The sequence below is a fragment of the Flavobacterium algoris genome, from assembly GCF_048158525.1.
In the GTDB taxonomy this organism is placed as follows: Bacteria; Bacteroidota; Bacteroidia; order Flavobacteriales; family Flavobacteriaceae; genus Flavobacterium; species Flavobacterium algoris.
This window is the reverse complement of the sequence record NZ_JBLNKT010000028.1, coordinates 1-22,102: the sequence shown is the minus strand read 5'-3', so window position 1 is coordinate 22,102 and position 22,102 is coordinate 1. Positions and strand designations below refer to the sequence as shown.

The window sequence follows — 22,102 nt, the reverse complement described above, 5'->3', positions numbered from 1 at the left end:
TTTTTCAGGAGCTATTTCCTGCTATACGCTGTATCTTTTATTCTCGTAAAAAAACGAGAATAAAAGGATGCCGCTTCCATCAGGGCTAGGGCATTTTATTAAAAAGTTACGTTTTTTTAAAATGTAACAATTCGGAGAAAATTTAGACAAATAATTATACTTTGAAATCAATTAAAACCATCTTTATACATGAAATTAAAAATAACCTTATTATTTCTGGGTCTTAGTTTAGCCGGTTTCGCACAAGAAAATCTAACCTATCAAAAACCATCCAAATCAATTTTGGATTTAGCCGATTATCAAAGAGCACCCTCTGTATCTATGGATACCAAAAAAGAATACATGCTTTTGTCCTATAGAAATACCTATAAAACGTTAGACGATTTAAACCAGGAAGAATTGCGTTTAGGCGGTTTAAGAATCAATCCCATAACCAATATTTCAAGTACAGTTACTTACATTACCAATCTAAAATTGCGTAAAATACAAGGTCAAAATGAAATACAGGTTACTGGTTTACCAACAAATCCTCGCATCAGTAATATATCATGGTCACCTAACGACAAGAAGATTTTATTCTCCAATACAATTAATACAGGTGTTGAACTTTGGCTTTTGGATGTAGCTTCCGCTAAAGCAACAAAATTAACCGAAGCAACTGTAAATGCTAATCTTGGAAATCCATTTAGCTGGTTCAGTGATAACGAAACCATTTTGGTAAAAATGCTACCAAAAAACAGAGCTGCACTTTTGGACTCCAAAAAAGACTTACCAACAGGCCCAATTATTTCTAATGCTGACGGTTCAAAATCACAAAACAGAACCTATCCGGATATGTTGAAAAACAAAAATGACGAAATCAATTTTGAAAACATAATCACTTCTGAATTGTACAAAGTAAACCTCAATGGTACAACGACTTTATTCAAAAATGCTGATATGTATGGCGGAGAAAGTTTCTCTCCAGATGGTAATTATCTAATGCTAACTACCATTCAAAAACCATTTTCATACATTGTTCCGCTAGGTCGTTTCCCATTGAAAACAGTTGTTTATGATAAAAATGGTGTTCCGGTAAAAACGGTAAATGAAGTGCCATTAAATGAAATCATGCCAAAAGGTTTCATGGCGGTTCGAAAAGGAAAAAGAGAAATGGCTTGGAGAAATGACAAACCAGCAACATTATCATATATTGTAGCACTGGACGAAGGGGATCAGGCTAACAAATTGGCGTTCAGAGACGAAGTATTCCTTTGGGAAGCACCTTTTAGTACTGAAGCGACTTCTTTAATAAAAACACCTCAACGCTATAGTAATATAATTTGGGGTAATGATACAGTTGCCATCGTTTCAGATGAATGGTACGATACTCGCAACACAAAAACCTACTTAATAAATCCATCTGATTTAAATCAAAAACCAATAGTAATTTCGGATAGAAACTCTCAAGACATTTATGCCGATCCAGGAACCTTTGAAACTAAGAAAAACCAATACAATAAATATGTTTTAGCTATAGAAAACGGGAATGCTTTCCGCATAGGTGATGGCTATACTAAAGAGGGACAGTTTCCATTTATCGATGAATTTAATCTAAAAACATTACAATCAAAACGATTGTATACTTCGCTTTACAAAGACAAAAAAGAAGATTTACTGGAGATTGAAGATTTCAAAAAAGGAAAAGTTTTGGTTCAGATTCAGTCTAAAAGTGTATATCCAAATTATTACTTTAGAAACATCAAACAAAAAAATAGCCTGACTCCAATTACCGCTTTCAAAAACCCATTTGAAAGCATTAAAAATGTAAGTAAAGAAGTCATCAAATACAAACGAAAAGATGGTGTGGAATTATCTGGTACTTTATATTTACCCGCAGGATATGATAAAGTAAAAAAAGAGAAATTACCTTTATTGATTTGGGCTTATCCAGCTGAATTCAAGGACAAAAGCAGTGCGGGACAAAGCAATCAAAACCCAAATGAATTTACATTCCCTTATTATGGTTCCTTTGTATATTGGGTAACCAAAGGATATGTTGTACTCGATGATGCTTCGTTTCCTATTATTGGAGAAGGAACCACAGAACCCAATGACAATTTCATTCCGCAATTAGTTGATGATGCCGAAGCAGCAATCAACGCAGTAGATGCTTTGGGTTATATCAACAAGAAAAAAGTGGCTATTGGAGGACATTCGTATGGTGCTTTCATGGTAGCTAATTTACTGACCCATTCTAATCTTTTTGCCTGTGGAATTGCCCGAAGCGGTGCATACAACAGAACATTAACTCCGTTTGGTTTTCAAAGTGAGCAACGCAATTATTGGGAAGTTCCTGAAGTGTACAACACAATGTCTCCTTTTATGAATGCCGAAAAAATGAAAACACCAATACTTTTAGTTCATGGTGAAGCAGATAACAATCCTGGGACTTTTACATTGCAAACCGAGCGTTATTTTCAGGCTTTAAAGGGATTAGGAGCACCGGCAAGAATGGTAATTTTACCAAAAGAAGCACATAGTTATGTAGCAAAAGAAAATATTTTGCATTTGCTTTGGGAACAAGACCAGTTTTTAGAAAAATATTTAAAAAATTAATTTTGATCCTAAAATAAAAAAACCGTCTCGATGTATTGAGACGGTTTTTTTAACCTTGAATTAAATTTAATATTGCCTTTTTTTTAATAAAAACAAAAAACCATCTAAAAGTATTAGATGGTTTTATTAAAGAGCCGGCGGAGGGACTCGAACCCACGACCTGCTGATTACAAATCAGCTGCTCTAGCCAACTGAGCTACGCTGGCGACTCATTACGGGTGCAAATATAAGTCTGAATTTCTATTTTCCAAAACAAATTCAAACTTTTTTTTGCTTTTTTTTCACTACAATTCGTTGATTTTAGCAATCAATTGATTAGCAGTTTGTTCCAATTCAACATTGATTTGTTTGAAGTGAGCTTTTTTATCTTCTACCTTTTTTGCGTTCACTTTAGTGATTAATGCGTCAAAAGCAGCGATAGCTTCGTCAATTAAATCATTAGTTTCTGTTGTTGGTTTTCCTGTTGTAGAAATTTCGAACAAGTAAACTGCTTCAATAATATCTCCTAAAACGTAGTTGATGTCTTTCTTTAAATTCTTAACGTTTGCCATTTTTATTTTTTTAAAATTTGAATTTTAATTTGCGTCTGCAAAAGTACACATAATCTTTCTATTACCGACTATGAAATGTAAATTTCTAAAATTGAAGCTTTTCCATTGAGAATGAATGTATTCATCATAACAGGAATCAAAATAGTATCTCCTTTTTTATATTGTAATTTTGAATTGTCATACTCAATTTCAAATGTTCCTTCCACACACATATCTACAGTAAACGTTTTTCCGGATTTAGATACAGTAATTTCATCTAGCGGAATAAAATTAGTCGTAAAATAAGGACAGCCATAAAATAGAAAAACGTTTGTAATACAATTTTGCAATCTATGATACTAATCTTTTAATGGTTTCAAGTGCTTTAAGCATGTGCCTAGTAGCCAATACACTATCAAAAACCATTTGAATAATTCCATTTTTATCAACTACATAGGTCACTCTTCCAGGAAGTAACCCAAACATTCGAGAGTGAACACCAAAAAGTTTTTTGATTTTTTTATCAGGGTCTGACAAAAGAAGAAAAGGCAATTTATAATGTTTGGTAAATTCTTGATGGGAAACTACACTATCGTTGCTGACACCGATTACTTCAGCTCCCAAATTCTTGAAATCTTCGTATTGATCTCTAAAGCTACAGGCTTGGGCAGTACAGCCCGGGGTATTATCTTTTGGATAAAAGTATATGACAAGAGGCTTTAATCCAACTACTTTTTTGCTATCAAAATCTTTGCCGTTGGTATCTTTTGCTTCAAAATTTGGGATTTTATCTCCCACTTTTAAGTCCATTATTCCCCTTTATAGGTTACAAAATTACGAGGTGTTTCATAAAGAACAACTTCCAATTCAAATTCTGGTTTGATTTTTTTTCTGATTTTATTCCAAATAACTACTACAATATTTTCGGCAGTAGGATTTAAATCTTGAAACTCTGCAACATCAAGATTAAGATTTTTATGATCAAACTGATCTTCAACTTCTTCTTTAATGATTTCGCTCAAGAATTTCACATCAATGACAAATCCAGTTTCAGGATCAATTTTTCCGGTTACACTAACAGTCAATTCATAATTGTGTCCGTGATAATTAGGGTTATTACATTTGCCAAAAACTGCATTATTTTGTTCGAAAGTCCAGTCTTTTCTATACAATCTATGTGCTGCATTAAAATGGGCTTTTCGTGAAATAGTAACTTTCATATTAGTTTAGGGTATTTATCTTCAGCTACGCTCAGAATTACAATTAAATTTTAATCTATTTCAGATACCGTAATCTGAAATTTTACAACTGCAAGCTTATACTTTATGTTCTTCCAGAAAGTGATAAAACTCGTCGAAAATTATTTTAAACCAAACGGTATATAGTTCAGGATTAATTTCCATGTCAACTCTTACATCTTCAATAGTCATCCATTTCCAATCTTCAACTTCCTCTCTATTTATTTCTGGATTATCATTATAATATCCTATCATAACATGATCTAATTCATGCTCGGTCAATCCATTGTCAAAAGGGGCTTTGTATATAAAATGAAAAAGCTCTTTGAGTTCTGTTTTAAAACCCATTTCTTCAAATAATCTGCGACTTCCAGCTTTAATATTGGACTCTCCTTCTCGTTGATGACTGCAGCAGGTATTCGTCCATAACAAAGGAGAATGGTATTTTTGATAGGCACGCTGCTGTAACATCAATTCGTTTTTATTGTTTAAAATAAAAACAGAAAACGCACGATGTAAAACTGCTTTTTCATGTGCTTCTAACTTAGGCATCAGCCCTATTTGCTCATCATTTTCGTTAACTAATATTACGTTTTCTTCTTTCATGGGTATTTTTAGCATTACAAAAATACAAAAAAGAAAATTATCGAATAGGGCTTTAACGTTCTGTTTCGATTTGTTGAAGCGGAATTACTTTGGAGTAATCCAAATAAAACACAAAGTCATCGATTTAAATATTCTTTTGTATTTTTATATTCAAATACAAATATCATAATGCACAACATCACAATCCGAAAAGCACATCCTAACGATTTAAAGAAACTTCTTGAATTTGAACAAGGAATTATTACTGCCGAACGTCCTTTTGACCCCACTTTAAAAAAAGGAAAAATCCATTATTATGATATTGAGAAAATGATTTCGGCATCTCATATTGAAGTATTGGTAGCCGAAAGCGATTCGGAAATAATTGGTTCCGGATATGCACGATTAGAAGCCGCGAAGCCTTATTTGAATCATGAAACCTATGCCTATTTAGGATTCATGTACACGGATCCCAATCACAGAGGGAAAGGGGTGAATTCCAGAATTATCGAAGCACTCAAAGATTGGTGTCGTTCTAAGGATATATTCGAACTCCAATTAGACGTATACAATGATAATGCTCCAGCAATTAAAGCCTATGAAAAAGTAGGATTCAAAAAACACTTGATAAATATGAGAATGGGTTTGTAGCATTACACTTTTATTAATTACAAATCCAAAAGTGATTTTTTTTCGTAAATAACAATAGTTAAAACTTACTTAAATCGCTATTAATTTGTAAAGTAGGCGACATATAATGATTCGAAACCGCTTTACATTTGTAGTATAAAAATAAAATATATGAAATCGCCATGATTCAAAAATCACAATTAATAACGGAGAATGGCGATACCATATTCCTATAAAAAACAAATATTATCTACATATGAAAACAACAACCCGTTTTTTAAGCGCAATATTTTTACTGCCACTATTCATGTTTACAGCCTGTGGACAAAATACAAACAAACAAAACAATAGTAAAAAAGCTACTAGTATGGAAAATCCTATCAACAAACCCGGAAATCCGTATTATTCAAATACCGATACAACAAAACTAAACCTTACGGATGCCGAATGGAAAAAGGTATTACCCGAAGATGTTTATGAAGTAATGCGACATGCCGATACCGAAAGACCGTTTACAGGAAAATACTGGAATACGGATGAAAAAGGAACCTATTATTGTGCTGCTTGTGGCAATAAATTATTTCGTTCCGGCGCAAAATTTGCCAGCAGTTGTGGTTGGCCCAGTTTTTTTGAACAAGACAATAAAAACAGTGTCGTTTATAAAACCGACAATTCCCTTGGAATGGAAAGAATTGAAGCCCTTTGTGGCAGATGTGGTGGTCATTTAGGGCATCTTTTTGATGATGGACCTGCACCAACCGGAAAAAGATACTGCATGAATTCAATAGCACTTGACTTTATCCCTGATACTAAATAATATGAAATCGCCATGATTCAAAATCACAAACAATAGTCAAGAATGGCGATACCATATTCCATTAAAAAACAAATAATATCTACGTATGAAAAATCTATTTTTGATTTGTTTACTGACATCATTAAGCATGTTGGGACAAAATAACAGTACCGGAAAAGCCCCAAAACAATCCAATTTCGAAACCATCACTTTAGCGGGTGGTTGTTACTGGTGTGTAGAAGCCGTTTATGAGAATCTGAACGGAGTAAAATCAGCAATATCTGGGTTTGCAGGCGGTAAGATGATGAATCCGTCATATGAAGATGTTTCTACCGGAAGAACAGGCTATGCCGAAGCGGTACAAATTACCTACGATAAAAACGTAACAAATTTGGACGAAATTTTCAAAGTCTTTTTTACCGTTCATGACCCTACTACCTTAAACCGTCAAGGCGCTGATGCCGGAACACAATACCGTTCTGCTATTTTCTATAAAAATGAAGAACAAAAAACAGCGGCACAAGCGATTATTAATGCCTTGAAAAAAGCTAAAGTATATGACAGCCCTATAGTAACAACATTGGAACCGCTGACCAAGTTTTACAAAGCTGAAGATTACCATCAAAATTATTATGCAAATAATAAAAGTCAACCATATTGTCAAATGGTGATTCAACCCAAAATAGAAAAATTTGAAAAGCTATTTAAAGATCGATTGAAAAAGAAAAAATAGAAATTATGACAAAACCGTCTCTTTATGAAGAGGCGGTTTTTTTTAACACGCTATCTCGTCCTGAAACAGATTGGCAAAAAAAACAGCGGAAATTGAATTAATTAGATTGATTTTTAACAAAGTGACAGAATGAGATTTCAAATTAATTGTTTAGTCTTCATAAAGAGGATAAAGTATAATCATATAGCTATGCTAAAAAAATTATAATTCACGTTCTTTACATACATTAATGAGCACATAAAACTTAAAAAATGAAAGCACTTACTTTTTCAACATTTGGTAATTCAGATGTTTTAGAATATATTGAAATCCCAACTCCAATATTAAAAGAAGAGGAAATATTGGTCGAAATGCGTGCCATCGGTTTAAATTTTGCTGATGTGTACAGACGAAAAGGAAATTATCATCTAAAAGGAAACCCTCCTTTTATTGCAGGCTATGAAGGTTCGGGAGTGGTTGTAGATACAAACAATAACCCTGATTTTAAAATTGGAGACCGAATTGCATTTGCCGATGTACCTTTTGCAAATGCTGAGTTTGTGGCTGTTCCCGTTTCGAACGTGATACCATTACCAGAATCCATTTCTTTTGAAACAGCTGCGACAATATTGTTACAAGGATTAACAGCACATTATTTAGCCACAGACAGTCACAAAACTAAAATTGGAGAAACGGTACTTATCCATGCTTCGGCTGGAGGAGTTGGACAATTTTTGACACAAATCAGTAAATTACTAGGAGCCAAAGTAATTGGTTTGACCTCATCAAAAGAAAAAGCGGAGATTGCGCTACAAAATGGTGCTGATAAAGTATTCTTATATTCCGAAGATTGGAAATCACAGGTTTTATCTTTTTGTCCAAACGGAGTAGATGTAGTTTATGACAGTATCGGCAGTACTCTAAGTGATAGTTTTGAAGTGACTAAAAATTGTGGACAAGTAGTCTTTTTTGGTATGGCAGGCGGTGATCCAGATTTTATCAATCCAAGAATGCTAATGGACACATCCAAAACACTTACTGGTGGTGATCTATGGAGTTATTTAACTTCTAAAGAAGAGCGCATCAAAAGAGCGCATCAATTATTTGATTGGATTAATAGCAATCAAATTACTATTGCCGAACCAACTGTTTTCAAACTTTCAGAAGGAAAGCAAGCACATGATTATCTGGAAAGTAGAAAAAGTACGGGGAAGATTATATTGATTCCTTAACACATTTTCTCAAGTCAAGCGCAGTTGAAACCCAATTCTTAATCGCAACTGGAATCAATAAAACGCCTTTACTATCTTTTTAGAAAGAAAAAAATACTTATAAAACCCCGATCCATTCGGGGTTTTTATTTGTTCAAAATTGCCCCAATCATCAACGCACATTTCTCGCCATCAATTGCTGCAGAAATAATTCCGCCGGCATAACCCGCTCCTTCTCCACAAGGATACAACCCTTTTATTTGCACATGTTCATAAGTCAATGGGTCTCTAGGAATACGCACTGGTGATGAAGTACGGCTTTCTGGCGCATGAAGTACGGCTTCATTAGTCAAATAACCGCGCATGGATTTCCCAAATTCAGAGAACCCTTCTCGCAATATCTGTGTTAAAAATCCAGGAAAAACCTGCCCCATTTCTATTGAAGTCGTTCCGGGAACATAAGACGTTTTCGGAATATCCGATGAAACTTTATTTTGGGTAAAATCAATCATGCGTTGTGCAGGAACTTTTTGGGTTCCCCCCGCCAAATGCCAAGCTTTTTGTTCAATGCTTTTTTGAAATTCCATTCCGGCCAAAGGACCAAATTTAGCAAAAGGTTTGAAATCTTCGAGTTTTAATTCGATTACAATTCCAGAATTAGCAGTAGCCTGATCACGTTTAGACGGAGACCAACCATTCGTAACCACTTCACCCGGACTCGTCGCACAAGGCGCAATCACACCACCGGGACACATACAAAACGAATACATTCCCCTACCTCCTACTTGTTTTACAATAGAATAAGGTGCTGGAGGTAAATGTTCGCCACGATAATCGCAACTGTATTGAATGCTATCAATTAAGGATTGTGGATGCTCAGCTCTTACGCCCAAGGCAAAAGATTTGGCTTCAATAAAAATTTCCTTTCTGTCTAATAATTCAAAAATATCACGGGCAGAATGCCCTGTGGCCAAAATGAGTTTATTGGCAAGAATCGTATCTCCTTTTTGGGTAACGATACCTTGCACTTCATTGTTTTTTACTAAAATATCGGTCAATCGGGTTTCAAACAAAACCTGTCCACCGCATTCGATGATTTTGTCCCGAATATCTTGAATAATTTGAGGTAATTTATTGGTTCCAATATGCGGATGCGCTTCAATCAAAATATCTTCCGAAGCTCCAAAAGCGACAAATAACTCCAGAATTCTCGTTACATCACCACGTTTTTTAGAACGCGTGTATAATTTCCCATCTGAATAGGTTCCTGCACCACCTTCGCCAAAACAATAATTAGAATCTTCATTGACAAGATGATCTAGATTGATGGCTTTCAAATCCCTACGTCTGCCACGTACATCTTTTCCTCGCTCAATAACTATGGGTTTTAAACCCAACTCTATCAATTGCAATGCGGCAAAAAGTCCAGCGGGTCCGGCACCAACAACAAGTACTTCGGGAGCTGAAGAAATATTTTTATAATCGGGAAGTTGGATTTTATGCTCTTGAAAAGGTTCTCCTTTCAAATAAATAGCCACTTTTAAATTGATTTTTATCGTTTTTTGACGCGCATCAATCGAACGTTTTAAAATAGAAACATGCTGAATTTCATTTGCAGAAACTTTAATTTGTTTCGACAAATGGTCTTTTAGCAACGATTCATTCGCAGCGATTTCCGGTGTTACTTGTAATAATAGTTCTTGAGGCATTTTATCTTATTTAATCATTGTTTTGTTGATTCGTTTATTCGAAAAACAAAAACAAAGTACAAAAATAGTATTTTGAAGTGGAATTAGTGATTCAATAAAGAATCCATTTTCAATTTTTCAAATTAGCTCATTTTCAAATTAGACTTTGTAACTTTGCCGCTTCACAAGAATTGAGCTGCTAACTGATTAAACTGTTAACCCGTTAAACAAGTAACCCCGACAAAATGTCTAGAAAAATAAAACTGATTTGGGATTTCCGTGGACCTGCTGCTGCAAAAACGGCGGAGCATCACGAAATTCATTTGAAAGAATATATCGCTATTGAAAAATTTGACTTAAATATCACCGGTTTTGAGATTCATGGCGAAATGCAAGCCATTGCTTTTATGGTAGTAACCGATGAAAACATGATTCAGGTAAGAGATGCTTTGAAACCGCATCGAGGAGAACTTTTTTAGTTTGCAGTGATCAGTATTCGGATAGCAGAAATTACTGATTACTGATTACTGCAAACTGATTACTTTCTAATTTGCTACTTCGCTGATAAACTTAATCCGCATCAGTCGCAATTCATCAATATCATAATCGCCTTCAAATTCTTTGAGTGCGGCTTCAATATTATCGGATTCGGATTCCATAAAATAATCATGAATTTCTTCTTGTTGATCATCATCAAGCATATCATCAATCCAATATTTTATGTTTAGCTTGGTTCCAGAATAAACAATTTGTTCCATTTCTTTGATTAAATCATCCATCTTTAACCCTTTTGCGGAAGCAATGTCATCAAGAGATAATTTTCTGTCGATATTTTGAATGATATAGAGTTTATTTACTGAATTGACTCCAGTGGATTTAACCACTAAATCTTCTGGACGAATAATATCGTTATCTTCTACATATCTACTAATTAACTCGAGAAATGCCGCACCGTATTTCTTGGCTTTTCCTTCTCCAACACCGTGAATATTAATCAATTCTTCTTGGGAAACCGGATATTTCAAAGCCATATCTTCGAGCGATGGATCTTGAAAAACCACAAAGGGAGGGACACCTAATTTCTTGGCAACTTTTTTACGTAAATCCCGTAACATGCCCATCAATAATTCATCGGCAGTTCCTGTAGATTTTGCCGCTGTCACAATAGCTTCATCTTCAGATTCATTATATTCATGATCTTCAGACATCATAAAGGATTCGCGGTTTTTAATAAAATGCAATCCTTTCTCGGTAATTTTTACGATTCCGTAGGTTTCTATATCTTTAGACAAAAGCCCGGCAACTAAAACTTGCCGCAATAAGGCCATCCAATATTTCTCATCATGATCTGAACCACATCCAAAAAAAGACTGTGTATCCGTTCGATGTGCTTTGATAACAGCATTCACGCGGCCAATTAACGTAAAAACAACTTCTTTTGATTTGTACAAATGTTTCGTATCACGCACCACTTCCAAAAGCTTCACCACTTGATCTATGGCTTCCACTTTTGTTTTCGGATTTCTGACATTATCATCCATATCAGCACCTTCACCATTAACATCATCAAATTCCTCTCCGAAATAATGAAGCAGAAATTTCCTTCTGGACATCGAAGTTTCAGCATAAGCCACCACTTCTTGTAATAACGCAAAACCTATTTCCTGTTCAGCAACAGGTTTGCCCGACATGAATTTCTCTAATTTTTCAACATCTTTATAGGAATAATAGGCCAGACAATGACCTTCGCCACCGTCACGACCTGCGCGACCCGTTTCCTGATAGTAGCTTTCCAATGATTTAGGGATATCGTGGTGAATAACAAAACGAACATCCGGCTTGTCTATTCCCATTCCAAAAGCAATTGTAGCCACCACTACATCAACATCTTCCATAAGAAACATATCCTGATGTTTCGCTCGGGTTTTAGCATCCAATCCGGCATGATAAGGAACGGCACTTATTCCGTTTACTTGTAAAACTTCGGCTATAGCCTCCACTTTTTTACGGCTTAAGCAATAAATAATTCCTGATTTGCCTTTATGCTGTTTGATAAATCGGATAATATCCGATTCAATATTTTTAGTTTTGGTACGTACTTCATAATATAAATTAGGTCTGTTGAACGATGCTTTAAAAGTGGTAGCATCTGTCATATCTAAATTTTTCAGAATATCTTCCTGTACTTTTGGCGTAGCCGTAGCGGTCAACCCAATGATAGGCATATCGCCTAATTGCTTAATAATGTGTTTTAAGTTTCTGTATTCAGGTCTAAAATCGTGTCCCCACTCGGAGATGCAATGCGCTTCATCAATAGCCACAAATGAAATGGGTACCGTTTGAAGAAACGCGACATATTCTTCTTTTGTCAAGGATTCCGGGGCAACATATAATAATTTAGTTAAACCGGAAGTAATATCCTTTTTAACTTGAGCAATTTCTGTTTTGGTAAGAGAAGAGTTTAAAACGTGGGCAACCCCATTTTCAGAAGATAAACTTCGAATGGCATCAACTTGATTTTTCATCAAAGCAATTAAAGGAGAAACTACGATTGCAGTTCCCTCTTGAAACAAAGCAGGTAATTGGTAACAGAGTGATTTTCCTCCTCCTGTGGGCATAATCACAAATGTGTTTTGCTTATCAAGGAGACTTTTAATGACTTGTTCTTGTAATCCTTTAAATTGGCTGAAGCCAAAATATTTTTTTAATTCTTTGTGGATATCAATTTCGTTTGAATTCATTCTTGATTATGTGGTATTTTGTATAAATTTGCATCACATAAAGATACAAAATTCTTTTAAACATACAAATTTTAACCATTCTGTTTTGATAACAAAAGAAAATATATTGGCTAGCGCCAAAAAAACTATTTTATCTGAAAGTGAAGCAATTGCCAAACTAACTGAATATCTTGATGAAAACTTCATCGAAGCTACTCGAAGTATCTACAATTCCAAAGGGAGATTAGTGGTCACAGGTATTGGAAAAAGCGCCATTATTGCCCAAAAAATGGTAGCCACTTTTAATTCTACCGGAACACCCTCTTTATTTCTTCATGCCTCAGAAGCAATTCATGGCGATTTAGGAATGATTCAAAACGAAGATATAATTATCTGCATTTCAAAAAGCGGCAATAGCCCGGAAATAAAAGTTTTAGTACCACTTTTAAAACGTTTTGGCAATACCTTGATTGCAATCACAGGAAACATGACCTCTTTTCTTGCTAAGGGCTCTGATTTTGTTTTGAACACTACTGTAAATGCAGAGGCTTGTCCTAACAATCTGGCTCCTACTAATAGCACAACAGCACAATTAGTCATGGGCGATGCGATTGCGGTTTGCCTTATGGAAATGCGCGATTTCAAACCAGAAGATTTTGCGGTATACCATCCTGGTGGTGCTTTAGGTAAAAAATTATTGTTGCGCGTGAAAGACATGTTAGAACATACTTTGAAACCAATGGTCACTCCTGATGCATCTATAAAGAAAGTAATTTTCGAAATTTCAGAGAAACGACTTGGTGTAACTGCCGTTGTGGATCAAAATAAAGTAATTGGAATCATTACTGACGGCGACATTCGAAGAATGCTAAATGACCGTGATTCATTTACTGATTTGACCGCCAAAGACATTATGACTAAAAACCCAAAACTAATAGCATCTACGGCAATGGTTGCTGATGCATTGAATATTCTCGAAGACTTTTCCATTACACAATTAGTGGTGGTAGACAATGGCGAGTACAAAGGCGTATTACATTTACACGATATTTTAAAAGAAGGAATAGTATAATGGCAAAGAAAGACTTAAACGAAATGTCGTTTTTAGATCATCTTGAAGAATTAAGATGGTTATTGGTTCGAAGTACAATGGCAGTAATAATAATGGCCTTTCTTACGTATTTCATAAGTGATTACCTATTTGACATTATCATATTTGGACCTACAAGACCAACCTTTATAACCTATACTTTTTTTTGTGATTTATCGCACGCTTTAGGTTTTGCAGATAGTATTTGCATCACTGAAATGCCTTTTATCATTCAAAATACGGAAATGGAAGGTCAGGTAAATATGTTTGTCTGGATGTGTCTTTTGGCCGGTTTCATCTTAAGTTTTCCTTATATTTTATTTGAAATATGGAAATTTATAAGTCCTGCTTTGTATGAAAAAGAAAGAAAAAATGCTAAAATATTTATATTCATTTCATCACTACTTTTCTTTTTAGGGGTTTTATTTGGCTATTATGTAGTGATTCCAATGTCAGTCAATTTCTTGGCTACATTTACGGTAAGTGATATTGTAAAGAACCAATTTACTTTGGATTCCTATTTAGGCATGGTAAAAACATCAGTATTAGCAAGTGGAATATTTTTTGAAATGCCAATAATCATCTATTTCTTAACAAAACTAGGTCTGGTAACACCCACATTTTTAAGAAAATACTGGAAATATGCCGTAATCATAATACTTATTGTTGCCGCGATTGTTACCCCGCCTGATGTGGTTAGCCAAACCATTGTTGCTATCCCTATGTTATTAATCTACGAATTAAGCATCTTAATTTCAAAACTAGTAGTAAGAAATCAAAAAAAAGCAAATGGCTGATATAATACAAGAATTCAACGAATACCGTTCTAAAATGAACGAAAAATTATTGGCTGACAATAACAAAATTGTAAAGCGTATTTTCAATTTGGACACCAATGCGTATGCCGCAGGAGCCTTAGATGTTAAAACAAAAGAGTTACTGGGATTAGTGGCTTCGGCAGTTTTACGTTGTGATGATTGCGTAAAATATCATTTGGAAACCTGCTACAAAGAAGGTGTGACCAAAGAAGAAATGATGGAAGCAATGGGAATTGCTACGCTTGTTGGTGGAACTATTGTTGTACCTCATTTGCGCAGAGCATACGAATTCTGGGAAGCATTGGAAGAAAACGCTGTGAAATAATTGTTAAGAAGCAAAATCGTTTAATTGTTTATTCGTTTATTTGAACGATTAAACAGTTAAACTATCAAACGATTAAACTAAAAAAAATGAAATTAAGAGCCGAAAATCTTATAAAAACCTATAAAGGTCGTAGTGTTGTAAAAGGCATTTCGGTAGAAGTAAATCAAGGCGAAATCGTAGGGCTTTTGGGGCCTAATGGTGCCGGAAAAACGACTTCGTTTTATATGATTGTAGGATTGGTTAAACCAAATTCAGGCAATATATTTCTGGATGATTTAAATATCACCGATTATCCTATGTACAAAAGAGCACAACAAGGAATTGGTTATTTAGCGCAAGAAGCTTCCGTTTTTAGAAAACTAAGTATCGAAGACAATATACTGAGCGTCCTTCAATTAACAAAACTATCCAAAGCCGAACAAGAAGCTAAAATGGAAAGTTTAATTGAGGAATTTAGCTTAGAACACATTCGAACCAATCGCGGTGATTTACTTTCTGGTGGAGAACGCCGCCGTACTGAAATTGCACGTTGTCTTGCTACCGACCCAAAATTCATATTACTGGATGAACCTTTTGCTGGTGTCGATCCGGTTGCAGTTGAGGACATTCAAAGAATTGTCGCGCAATTAAAAAATAAAAATATTGGTATTCTTATCACCGACCATAATGTTCAGGAAACGCTGGCAATCACTGACAAAACCTACCTTATGTTTGAAGGTGGAATCCTAAAAGCTGGTATTCCGGAAGAATTAGTGGAAGATGAAATGGTACGAAGAGTGTATTTGGGTCAAAATTTCGAGTTGAGAAAGAAGAAATTGGAGTTTTAAAAAAGTATTCAGTTAACAGATAGCAGATGACAGATATTGAGAAACAATCATTTTCAGAAACTTACATCGCAAAAAATCTATATCTTTGTTTTTATGTATTTAATAACCCAAAATAAAGAAATAATCAAAAAATTATGTGAAACACATAATGTTGAAAAATTATATCTTTTTGGCTCAGCTACTACAACAAAATTTAATGAAGAAAGTGATATAGATTTTTTAGTGAAATTTAAATCTTTTGATCTTAAACTATACTTTATAAATTATATTGATCTTAAAAATAAACTCAAAAATTTACTGCACAGAGAAATTGATTTAGTGGAAGAGCAAACTTTAAAAAACCCCTATTTAATTAGTTCCATTGAAGAAAATAAAGAATTAATTTATGGATAAAAAAATCCTAAAATGGCTTTATGATGTTAAAGTATCAATTGATGAGATAAACAGTTATTTTATTGACGAAAGAATGGATTTTTTTGAATACAGAAAAAACTTAATGCGAAAAAGAGCTGTAGAAAGAAATCTTGAAATAATTGGAGAAGCCATAAATAGAATATTAAAAACTGATAATTCTTATACTTCAAAAATTACTGATGCTACTGCAATTGTTTGATTAAGAAACCAAGTTATTCATGCTTATGATAACATATCAGATGAAACTATTTGGGCAATAATCACCAATCATTTACCAAAGTTAAAAATCGAATCGATAAATTATTAAAAGGCAACTAAAAGCCTTAAATTGGCAACATTTCTTAATCTGAAGCCTAATTACTGTAAACTGAACACTGTAAACTAAAAACTGATCACTTTCCTACAGAGCTACACCAAATTTTTGAGGATTTAAAATCATGTAATTAATTAGTTTTCCATCCTCATTACTTTCGTTTAATAATTCGTTATAAATACTTTCATTTATATAGTTGCATTTAAGTGAAAACTCCAGCCAAACTTGAGTTTCTGAATTTTCAGCATCAGAATCGGTTAATTTGCTATGAAAATTTTTGGGATAGATTCTTTTTCTATAAGATTCTGAGATATTAGCTGGTACACTTCTTGAAGAACGCCTAATTTGATCCGTTAAAGAATACATTTCTTCTTTTGGAAATAGTTTTGTTATTTCAAAAATTTTCATGGCTAATGAAAATGATTTCTGATACGCTAATAAATCTTGGAATTTCATATTTATATCATTTAAAGTTGATTATTGAACACTAAAAACTGATCACTGAATACTGATCACCAAATACTGATTACTAAATACTGATCACTAAAATACTACTCCACAGTAATATACTGCAACTGCTGCAAATCACCATTGTAAATATTGACATCAACATTTCCTTTTATTCCTGGTACGGAAGCTTTCTCTGTAAATTGCCAGAACAACCAATCATCATCCATTTCTTCCCTGTAAAAATTATAATTGGCAATCCAAAAAAGATAATTACTGAATTCATCTTTCAAAAAATCATCATAATATTTCTCCCCTGTATAGATAATCGGTTTTACGCCATAATGCAATTCAATTGCTTTCAACCATCGTTTCAGTCCAGTTTTCAGGCTATCGAGAGACTGATTTTTTGGTAGTTTTTCAATATCCAATATAGGCGGTAAATCCCCTTTTTGAAGTCTCACTGTTTTTATGAAAAGCGCTGCCTGCTCAAGTGAATTTTCGTTAGGGCGGTAATAATGATAAGCGCCCCGAATCATTTTATTGTCTTTGGCGCCAAGCCAATTCCGATTGTACTGACGATCTTTCCGATCCTTTCCTACTGTGGCTCGAATAAATACAAAATGTAAGGGATATTTTTTTTCTAAAGTATCCACATAAGACCAGCTGATTTTTCCCTGATATTCAGAAACGTCTAAACCGATGCTTTTTTCTTCGTTTTTTTCTAAAACCTGAAAATTTCGAACATCGGAAATACGCTTACCCTCGGCTGCTTTGCTGAGTATTTTATTCGATTTAAAACTAAAATAATAAGCTAAACCATTCCGATAATGATACCCAACCCCAAGAACAAACAAGATAAAAAAAGTAACAACAGAAAAACGCACGAGCTTCCCAGAGAAAATTGAGATTTTCTTTTTGGGTTTACGAATTCTTGTCGTTTGTCGTCGGACCAGCTTTTTTCTCATTCAAAAAACTACTTTTTCAAAACTTTATTATTCACTACAGAAAGCAAAATATAAAAAATAATAAGCAAAGGAATTCCTAAATACTGAAAGAAAACCAAAAGCAAAAGCGACAGTAATAAAAAGATAATCTGAAGTGCATTGTCTTTGAAGCTAAACTTTTTAATTTTTAATGAAAATAATGGAATTTCAGCGTTCAACATATAAGCACTTAATAAAGTTACAACCAATAAAACCCATTGATTCGTCAAAATTTCGAGAAGAAATAGAGAATCAGAGTATTTTAAAACTAAAGGCAAACTCAAAACAAACAAAGCATTAGCAGGCGTTGGCAAACCTATGAAGGAATCCGTTTGACGCGTGTCAATATTAAAATTAGCCAAGCGATAGCAAGAACCCAAAGTGATAATAAAACCTAAATAAGGAAAAATTTGCATATAACTCTCTGACATAGTTGTCGAAGTGTTAATCAGCATCTGATACATCACTAAACCGGGAACAACACCGCTGGTAACCATATCTGCTAAAGAATCCAACTGCAAACCTAACGGACTGGAAACTTTAAATAATCGGGCAAAAAAACCATCAAAAAAATCTAAAAATATACCAAGGCATACAAAATAAAAAGCCATTTCAAAATTACGATGAAATGCAAAAACCAAAGCAATACAGCCACAAAAAAGGTTGAGTAATGTAATGAGATTCGGGATATGCTTTTTAATATTCATAGTGCTAAAGTTTAGTGATTCAAAGTTGGCAAATTTAGCATAATAAGTGACGAAGAAGTACGTTTTTTAATAGAGATTTTTCAACAACTGTTTCTTGTTTATATATATTTATCCAAAGGAAGAAATAACCTCAGTAAAAAATTATATTTTTGATAAAAATTAAACAGACTTTCGGTTTGTAAAAATAATACTATTGAAAAAAGGCTTCGTATTGCTTTTGCTTTTGGTTTGTACCGTAAATCACAGTCAGGCCGTCAGGAAATACTCGAATGAGTTTATGAATATCGGCGTGGATGCGGCAGCTTTAGGCATGTCAAATACCGTAGTGGCTTCTACAAGCGATGTCAATTCAGGGTATTGGAATCCTGCAGGACTTATTCATCTGGAAGACCATCAGGTATCCCTGATGCATGCCAACTATTTTGCCAATATTGCACAATATGATTATGCCGCTTATGCCAGTCCTATAGATGACCGCAGCGCTTGGGGGATTTCTTTAATTCGTTTTGGTGTGGATGACATTTTAAATACTACTGAATTAATAGACAGTCAGGGCAACATTGACTACAACCGAATCAGTCTTTTTTCTACTGCCGATTATGGTTTTACTTTTTCGTATGCCAGAAAGCTTCCTGTTCCCGGATTTCAGTATGGCGTAAATGCCAAAGTAATCCGTCGCATTATCGGAAAATTTGCCAGTTCTTGGGGATTTGGCTTTGATGTTGGATTGCAATTCGAAAAAAATGACTGGCAATTTGGGCTCATCGTCCGTGACATAACCACTACCTATAACGTATGGAATATTGATGAAGCCGAGTATAAAAAAATTGCCAATGCCATTCCTGGAGAAAATCAGGAATTACCTGAAAGCACAGAGATTACCGCTCCAAAAGCACAACTGGGAATAGCAAAAAAGTTTATCATTCATTACGATTACAGTATTATGGCTGCAGCCAATATGAATATGCGGTTTGCCAAAACCAACGACGCTTTTTCAACTGATTTTATAAGTATTGATCCTGCCGTAGGACTCGAATTTGGTTATACCGATTTGGTCTTCCTACGTGCTGGCGTTGGGAATTTCCAAAAGGTACAACAACTGGACAGCACAGAAAAAGTAGGATTCCAACCCAATATTGGATTGGGCTTTAAATACAAAGGCATTCAAATTGATTATGCACTAACCGATTTAGGCAATCAAAGTACCGCGCTGTATTCGAATATTTTTTCAGTGAAAGTAGATTTAGGTTTGTTTCGAAATTAATTATATTTATTTAATCATCAAGTCAATGAATTTCTCTTTATTAAAAAAAATTTCTTTTTTCATCATATTATTTACTACCATAAACCAAAGTTTTGGTCAAAACCTTTTGTTGTCAAAAGAGGCGAAAGTGAGCGTACTTACTTGCGGAACGGGAAACGAATCGTATTCTTTGTTTGGACATACTGCTATTCGCATCAATGACCCCTACAACAACATTGACGTAGTGTATAACTATGGAGCTTTCGACTTCAACACGCCTAATTTTGTTTTGAAATTCATAAAAGGAGACTTACAGTATTTTGCAGTAGCGCATCCCTATGCTGATTTCATCAATGAATACAATTATGAAAAAAGATCAGTTTACGAACAGGAATTGAATATTCCGGAGAATCTCAAACAAAAATTATTTGATAACCTGAATACTTCCTTAGCTTCAGGAGACAGCCATTATACGTATAAATTTATTGATAAAAACTGTACGTCAATGGTCGTTGACATTATAAACAAAACACTGGACACTGTCGCAATTGTAAAGAATGCAGATACTGATATCACCTATAGAACTATATTGTATCCGTATTTTGACAATCACTTTTATGAAAAATTAGGAACCAGTATTATATTTGGCAAAAAAGTAGATGGCTTGGGTACCCAGATTTTTTTACCTTTTGAATTACAAAAAAGCCTGAAAAAAGTTTCTTTCCAGAACCATCCGCTTGCTCCCGAAAACAAAACCATAATCGAATTCGATGAAGAAATTCCTGGGTCTTGGTGGAACAATTGGTACACTTATGTAATACTCCTTGGATTTATTGCACTAATAAATAAGAAAAGCATCAATCTATTTTACCTCACTATGATGGCTCTATTAGGATTATTCTTCGTATTTGTGGGATTTTATTCATACCACTTAGAATTAGGATACAATTATAATGTTTTGCTATTTAATCCTACTTTATTGGGATTGCTTTATTTTTACGCAACAAAAAACAAAAAAGGAATTTACAATCTGGCTATATTCAACATCTTTTCGTTGCTTATCTACTTAGCCATTCTAGTCAACAAAGCACATTTATTAATTGTACTCCCTTTGGTAATTACAAGTATGATAATTTTAGTAAAACTGGCAATTCAGAATAAAAAACGCATTCCAATAATTATTTAGGAGGAAGCAGCAATGTTATTTTTTCTGTCTCTAAAACCTAAATGTTATTTATATCCGTAATTCCACTCCTCAATTCCCCTCTTGAGAGGGGTTAGGGGTGTGTTTTTCATACTCATAAATATAAAACTCAATAGCCCGCATAACACTCTCCATATCTTTCAAGACCTGTTCATCACTAAATCGCAAAATGTTAATCCCAAACTCATTCATTCGCTTTTCTTTTATACCATCTTTATTATATACTTCTAAAAATTGATGGGAATACCCATCTACTTCTATCCCTAACATTAATTCATAACAGAAAAAATCTAAAATAAAATTATCTATCGGTTTTTGACGATGAAAATCATAACCGTACATCTGTTTCCCTTTTAATTTTAACCAAAGGAAAATTTCTGTTTCTGTCGAATTATTGCGAAGCTGTCGGGCAAATTTTTTGAGTTTTGGATTGTAGGGTATGATTTTTTTTTTAGGCATACAAGATTCTGTCACTGTTTTAATAATGTTAAAAATAAGATTTTTTGATTATATTTTTATACCGTTTAAATAAACACACACCCCTAGCCCCTCTCAAGAGGGGAACACGACCCCGTAATCATTCAGTTTTTATTTTCAAAAGACTAAAAAAACCTAAAGTCCATTCACAACTATAATCCCACTCCTCGATCCCCCCCTTGATAGTCCCGAGTAATCGGGATACGGTATGTTCTTCATAATGTCTTTTTTCAAAACGCAGTATTAAAGATCTGAAATATTATTTATATTCGTAATTGCACTTCTCAATTCCCCTCTTGAGAGGGGCAAGGGGTTCCATAATAATTTATTTTTAATAAACCTAAAGTCCATTCACAACTATAATACCACTCCCCAATTCCCTCCTTGATAGTCCCAAGTATTCGGGATAGGATATGTTCTTCATAATGGATATGCTAATAAAAACTGCACATTAAGTTAAGCTACATTTTTGTAATTAATTTGATTGTTAAATTCTTCAATTGTTGCATAATTCAATGCTGAATGTCTTCTTTTTCGATTGTA

Annotated in this window: 24 protein-coding genes, 1 tRNA gene and 1 pseudogene; 14 read left to right on the top strand and 12 right to left on the bottom strand. The window is 34.2% G+C overall.

Annotated elements, in window-relative coordinates:
• Positions 1-189: 189 nt before the first annotated feature.
• Positions 190-2,598, top strand: a complete 2,409-nt coding sequence (locus tag ACM55I_RS13245) for a S9 family peptidase (RefSeq protein ID WP_416847309.1) — start codon at positions 190-192, stop codon at positions 2,596-2,598.
• Positions 2,599-2,730: 132 nt separating this feature from the next.
• On the opposite strand, the gene ACM55I_RS13240 is transcribed toward ACM55I_RS13245, so the two are convergent.
• The 6 genes from ACM55I_RS13240 to idi all read right to left on the bottom strand — a co-directional run bounded on the left by ACM55I_RS13240 (position 2,731) and on the right by idi (position 4,972).
• Positions 2,731-2,804 (bottom strand) — tRNA-Thr (locus ACM55I_RS13240).
• A 78-nt stretch (positions 2,805-2,882) separates the two neighbouring features.
• A complete protein-coding gene (locus ACM55I_RS13235; RefSeq protein WP_029286506.1) occupies positions 2,883-3,149 on the bottom strand; it encodes a hypothetical protein in 267 nt (88 codons plus the stop codon).
• 68 nt (positions 3,150-3,217) lie between these two features.
• Positions 3,218-3,478, bottom strand: a complete 261-nt coding sequence (locus ACM55I_RS13230) for a hypothetical protein (RefSeq protein ID WP_416847308.1) — start codon at positions 3,476-3,478, stop codon at positions 3,218-3,220.
• Between the two features lies 1 nt (position 3,479).
• The gene (locus ACM55I_RS13225; protein WP_416847307.1) at positions 3,480-3,938 is read right to left on the bottom strand and encodes a peroxiredoxin; all 459 of its coding nucleotides are present in this window, start codon (positions 3,936-3,938) and stop codon (positions 3,480-3,482) included.
• Positions 3,938-4,348: a 6-pyruvoyl trahydropterin synthase family protein gene (locus tag ACM55I_RS13220; protein ID WP_416847306.1), complete on the bottom strand. Its 411-nt coding sequence runs from the start codon at positions 4,346-4,348 to the stop codon at positions 3,938-3,940. The genes ACM55I_RS13225 and ACM55I_RS13220 overlap by 1 nt, the downstream gene beginning before the upstream one ends.
• Before the next feature lie 96 nt (positions 4,349-4,444).
• Positions 4,445-4,972, bottom strand: coding sequence for an isopentenyl-diphosphate Delta-isomerase (idi, locus tag ACM55I_RS13215; protein WP_416847305.1), 528 nt, complete (start codon positions 4,970-4,972; stop codon positions 4,445-4,447).
• Between the two features lie 168 nt (positions 4,973-5,140).
• Here idi and ACM55I_RS13210 point away from each other — a divergent pair, with 168 nt between their 5' ends.
• The 4 genes from ACM55I_RS13210 to ACM55I_RS13195 all read left to right on the top strand — a co-directional run bounded on the left by ACM55I_RS13210 (position 5,141) and on the right by ACM55I_RS13195 (position 8,321).
• Positions 5,141-5,602, top strand: coding sequence for a GNAT family N-acetyltransferase (locus ACM55I_RS13210; RefSeq protein ID WP_416847304.1), 462 nt, complete (start codon positions 5,141-5,143; stop codon positions 5,600-5,602).
• A gap of 235 nt (positions 5,603-5,837) precedes the next feature.
• A complete protein-coding gene (gene msrB, locus ACM55I_RS13205; RefSeq protein ID WP_416847303.1) occupies positions 5,838-6,398 on the top strand; it encodes a peptide-methionine (R)-S-oxide reductase MsrB in 561 nt (186 codons plus the stop codon).
• An 85-nt stretch (positions 6,399-6,483) separates the two neighbouring features.
• Positions 6,484-7,110, top strand: coding sequence for a peptide-methionine (S)-S-oxide reductase MsrA (msrA, locus tag ACM55I_RS13200; RefSeq protein WP_416847302.1), 627 nt, complete (start codon positions 6,484-6,486; stop codon positions 7,108-7,110).
• Between the two features lie 251 nt (positions 7,111-7,361).
• Positions 7,362-8,321 (top strand): quinone oxidoreductase family protein, encoded by a 960-nt coding sequence (locus ACM55I_RS13195; protein WP_416847300.1) that lies wholly within the window; start codon positions 7,362-7,364, stop codon positions 8,319-8,321.
• A gap of 125 nt (positions 8,322-8,446) precedes the next feature.
• Here the strand turns inward: ACM55I_RS13195 and ACM55I_RS13190 are convergent, their stop codons facing one another.
• On the bottom strand, positions 8,447-10,009 hold the full coding sequence (locus ACM55I_RS13190; protein WP_416847298.1) for an NAD(P)/FAD-dependent oxidoreductase: 1,563 nt from the start codon (positions 10,007-10,009) through the stop codon (positions 8,447-8,449).
• A gap of 224 nt (positions 10,010-10,233) precedes the next feature.
• Here ACM55I_RS13190 and ACM55I_RS13185 point away from each other — a divergent pair, with 224 nt between their 5' ends.
• On the top strand, positions 10,234-10,467 hold the full coding sequence (locus ACM55I_RS13185; protein ID WP_416847297.1) for a hypothetical protein: 234 nt from the start codon (positions 10,234-10,236) through the stop codon (positions 10,465-10,467).
• A 66-nt stretch (positions 10,468-10,533) separates the two neighbouring features.
• Here ACM55I_RS13185 and recQ read toward each other — a convergent pair whose 3' ends face one another.
• The gene (gene recQ, locus ACM55I_RS13180) at positions 10,534-12,729 is read right to left on the bottom strand and encodes a DNA helicase RecQ (RefSeq protein ID WP_416847296.1); all 2,196 of its coding nucleotides are present in this window, start codon (positions 12,727-12,729) and stop codon (positions 10,534-10,536) included.
• 85 nt (positions 12,730-12,814) lie between these two features.
• On the opposite strand from recQ, the gene ACM55I_RS13175 reads away from it, so the two are divergent.
• The 6 genes and pseudogenes from ACM55I_RS13175 (at position 12,815) to ACM55I_RS13150 (ending at position 16,489) form a co-directional block, all read left to right on the top strand.
• The gene (locus ACM55I_RS13175) at positions 12,815-13,780 is read left to right on the top strand and encodes a KpsF/GutQ family sugar-phosphate isomerase (protein WP_416847295.1); all 966 of its coding nucleotides are present in this window, start codon (positions 12,815-12,817) and stop codon (positions 13,778-13,780) included.
• Positions 13,780-14,595, top strand: a complete 816-nt coding sequence (gene tatC, locus ACM55I_RS13170; RefSeq protein WP_416836319.1) for a twin-arginine translocase subunit TatC — start codon at positions 13,780-13,782, stop codon at positions 14,593-14,595. Before ACM55I_RS13175 ends, tatC begins: the two co-directional genes overlap by 1 nt.
• Positions 14,588-14,941 carry a carboxymuconolactone decarboxylase family protein gene (locus ACM55I_RS13165; RefSeq protein WP_416847294.1) on the top strand — a complete coding sequence of 118 codons (354 nt, stop codon included), beginning with the start codon at positions 14,588-14,590 and terminating at the stop codon, positions 14,939-14,941. The genes tatC and ACM55I_RS13165 overlap by 8 nt, the downstream gene beginning before the upstream one ends.
• A gap of 86 nt (positions 14,942-15,027) precedes the next feature.
• Positions 15,028-15,768: an LPS export ABC transporter ATP-binding protein gene (gene lptB / locus ACM55I_RS13160; RefSeq protein ID WP_035667905.1), complete on the top strand. Its 741-nt coding sequence runs from the start codon at positions 15,028-15,030 to the stop codon at positions 15,766-15,768.
• Between the two features lie 93 nt (positions 15,769-15,861).
• Entirely contained in the window at positions 15,862-16,161 is a 300-nt protein-coding gene (locus ACM55I_RS13155) for a nucleotidyltransferase family protein (RefSeq protein ID WP_416836321.1), read from the top strand.
• Positions 16,154-16,489: pseudogene (locus tag ACM55I_RS13150) on the top strand (HepT-like ribonuclease domain-containing protein). Before ACM55I_RS13155 ends, ACM55I_RS13150 begins: the two are co-directional and overlap by 8 nt.
• Positions 16,490-16,582: 93 nt before the next feature.
• Here the strand turns inward: ACM55I_RS13150 and ACM55I_RS13145 are convergent.
• The 3 genes from ACM55I_RS13145 to ACM55I_RS13135 form a co-directional block, all read right to left on the bottom strand.
• On the bottom strand, positions 16,583-16,951 hold the full coding sequence (locus tag ACM55I_RS13145) for a four helix bundle protein (RefSeq protein WP_416847293.1): 369 nt from the start codon (positions 16,949-16,951) through the stop codon (positions 16,583-16,585).
• A 95-nt stretch (positions 16,952-17,046) separates the two neighbouring features.
• Positions 17,047-17,910 carry a glycoside hydrolase family 25 protein gene (locus ACM55I_RS13140; protein WP_416847291.1) on the bottom strand — a complete coding sequence of 288 codons (864 nt, stop codon included), beginning with the start codon at positions 17,908-17,910 and terminating at the stop codon, positions 17,047-17,049.
• Between the two features lie 8 nt (positions 17,911-17,918).
• Positions 17,919-18,635: a CDP-alcohol phosphatidyltransferase family protein gene (locus tag ACM55I_RS13135; RefSeq protein WP_416847289.1), complete on the bottom strand. Its 717-nt coding sequence runs from the start codon at positions 18,633-18,635 to the stop codon at positions 17,919-17,921.
• A 193-nt stretch (positions 18,636-18,828) separates the two neighbouring features.
• Here ACM55I_RS13135 and ACM55I_RS13130 point away from each other — a divergent pair, with 193 nt between their 5' ends.
• Together ACM55I_RS13130 and ACM55I_RS13125 are read left to right on the top strand one after the other, a co-directional pair.
• A complete protein-coding gene (locus ACM55I_RS13130; RefSeq protein WP_465245412.1) occupies positions 18,829-19,899 on the top strand; it encodes a putative type IX sorting system protein PorV2 in 1,071 nt (356 codons plus the stop codon).
• Positions 19,900-19,924: 25 nt separating this feature from the next.
• Positions 19,925-21,064, top strand: coding sequence for a lipoprotein N-acyltransferase Lnb domain-containing protein (locus ACM55I_RS13125; protein WP_416847288.1), 1,140 nt, complete (start codon positions 19,925-19,927; stop codon positions 21,062-21,064).
• A 69-nt stretch (positions 21,065-21,133) separates the two neighbouring features.
• Here ACM55I_RS13125 and ACM55I_RS13120 read toward each other — a convergent pair whose 3' ends face one another.
• Positions 21,134-21,541 carry an endonuclease domain-containing protein gene (locus tag ACM55I_RS13120; protein WP_416847287.1) on the bottom strand — a complete coding sequence of 136 codons (408 nt, stop codon included), beginning with the start codon at positions 21,539-21,541 and terminating at the stop codon, positions 21,134-21,136.
• Between the last annotated feature and the right edge of the window lie 561 nt (positions 21,542-22,102).

Excerpts from the sequence above, each read along its gene's own strand:
- ACM55I_RS13195 (WP_416847300.1), top strand. The coding sequence starts at position 7,362 with ATGAAAGCACTTACTTTTTCAACATTTGGTAATTCAGATGTTTTAGAA.
- msrB (WP_416847303.1), top strand. The coding sequence starts at position 5,838 with ATGAAAACAACAACCCGTTTTTTAAGCGCAATATTTTTACTGCCACTA.
- ACM55I_RS13135 (WP_416847289.1), bottom strand. The coding sequence starts at position 18,635 with ATGAATATTAAAAAGCATATCCCGAATCTCATTACATTACTCAACCTT.
- ACM55I_RS13190 (WP_416847298.1), bottom strand. The coding sequence starts at position 10,009 with ATGCCTCAAGAACTATTATTACAAGTAACACCGGAAATCGCTGCGAAT.
- msrA (WP_416847302.1), top strand. The coding sequence starts at position 6,484 with ATGAAAAATCTATTTTTGATTTGTTTACTGACATCATTAAGCATGTTG.
- lptB (WP_035667905.1), top strand. The coding sequence starts at position 15,028 with ATGAAATTAAGAGCCGAAAATCTTATAAAAACCTATAAAGGTCGTAGT.
- ACM55I_RS13185 (WP_416847297.1), top strand. The coding sequence starts at position 10,234 with ATGTCTAGAAAAATAAAACTGATTTGGGATTTCCGTGGACCTGCTGCT.
- ACM55I_RS13165 (WP_416847294.1), top strand. The coding sequence starts at position 14,588 with ATGGCTGATATAATACAAGAATTCAACGAATACCGTTCTAAAATGAAC.
- ACM55I_RS13145 (WP_416847293.1), bottom strand. The coding sequence starts at position 16,951 with ATGAAATTCCAAGATTTATTAGCGTATCAGAAATCATTTTCATTAGCC.
- ACM55I_RS13225 (WP_416847307.1), bottom strand. The coding sequence starts at position 3,938 with ATGGACTTAAAAGTGGGAGATAAAATCCCAAATTTTGAAGCAAAAGAT.
- recQ (WP_416847296.1), bottom strand. The coding sequence starts at position 12,729 with ATGAATTCAAACGAAATTGATATCCACAAAGAATTAAAAAAATATTTT.
- ACM55I_RS13155 (WP_416836321.1), top strand. The coding sequence starts at position 15,862 with ATGTATTTAATAACCCAAAATAAAGAAATAATCAAAAAATTATGTGAA.
- ACM55I_RS13245 (WP_416847309.1), top strand. The coding sequence starts at position 190 with ATGAAATTAAAAATAACCTTATTATTTCTGGGTCTTAGTTTAGCCGGT.
- idi (WP_416847305.1), bottom strand. The coding sequence starts at position 4,972 with ATGAAAGAAGAAAACGTAATATTAGTTAACGAAAATGATGAGCAAATA.
- ACM55I_RS13220 (WP_416847306.1), bottom strand. The coding sequence starts at position 4,348 with ATGAAAGTTACTATTTCACGAAAAGCCCATTTTAATGCAGCACATAGA.
- ACM55I_RS13125 (WP_416847288.1), top strand. The coding sequence starts at position 19,925 with ATGAATTTCTCTTTATTAAAAAAAATTTCTTTTTTCATCATATTATTT.
- tatC (WP_416836319.1), top strand. The coding sequence starts at position 13,780 with ATGGCAAAGAAAGACTTAAACGAAATGTCGTTTTTAGATCATCTTGAA.
- ACM55I_RS13120 (WP_416847287.1), bottom strand. The coding sequence starts at position 21,541 with ATGCCTAAAAAAAAAATCATACCCTACAATCCAAAACTCAAAAAATTT.
- ACM55I_RS13140 (WP_416847291.1), bottom strand. The coding sequence starts at position 17,910 with ATGAGAAAAAAGCTGGTCCGACGACAAACGACAAGAATTCGTAAACCC.
- ACM55I_RS13210 (WP_416847304.1), top strand. The coding sequence starts at position 5,141 with ATGCACAACATCACAATCCGAAAAGCACATCCTAACGATTTAAAGAAA.
- ACM55I_RS13235 (WP_029286506.1), bottom strand. The coding sequence starts at position 3,149 with ATGGCAAACGTTAAGAATTTAAAGAAAGACATCAACTACGTTTTAGGA.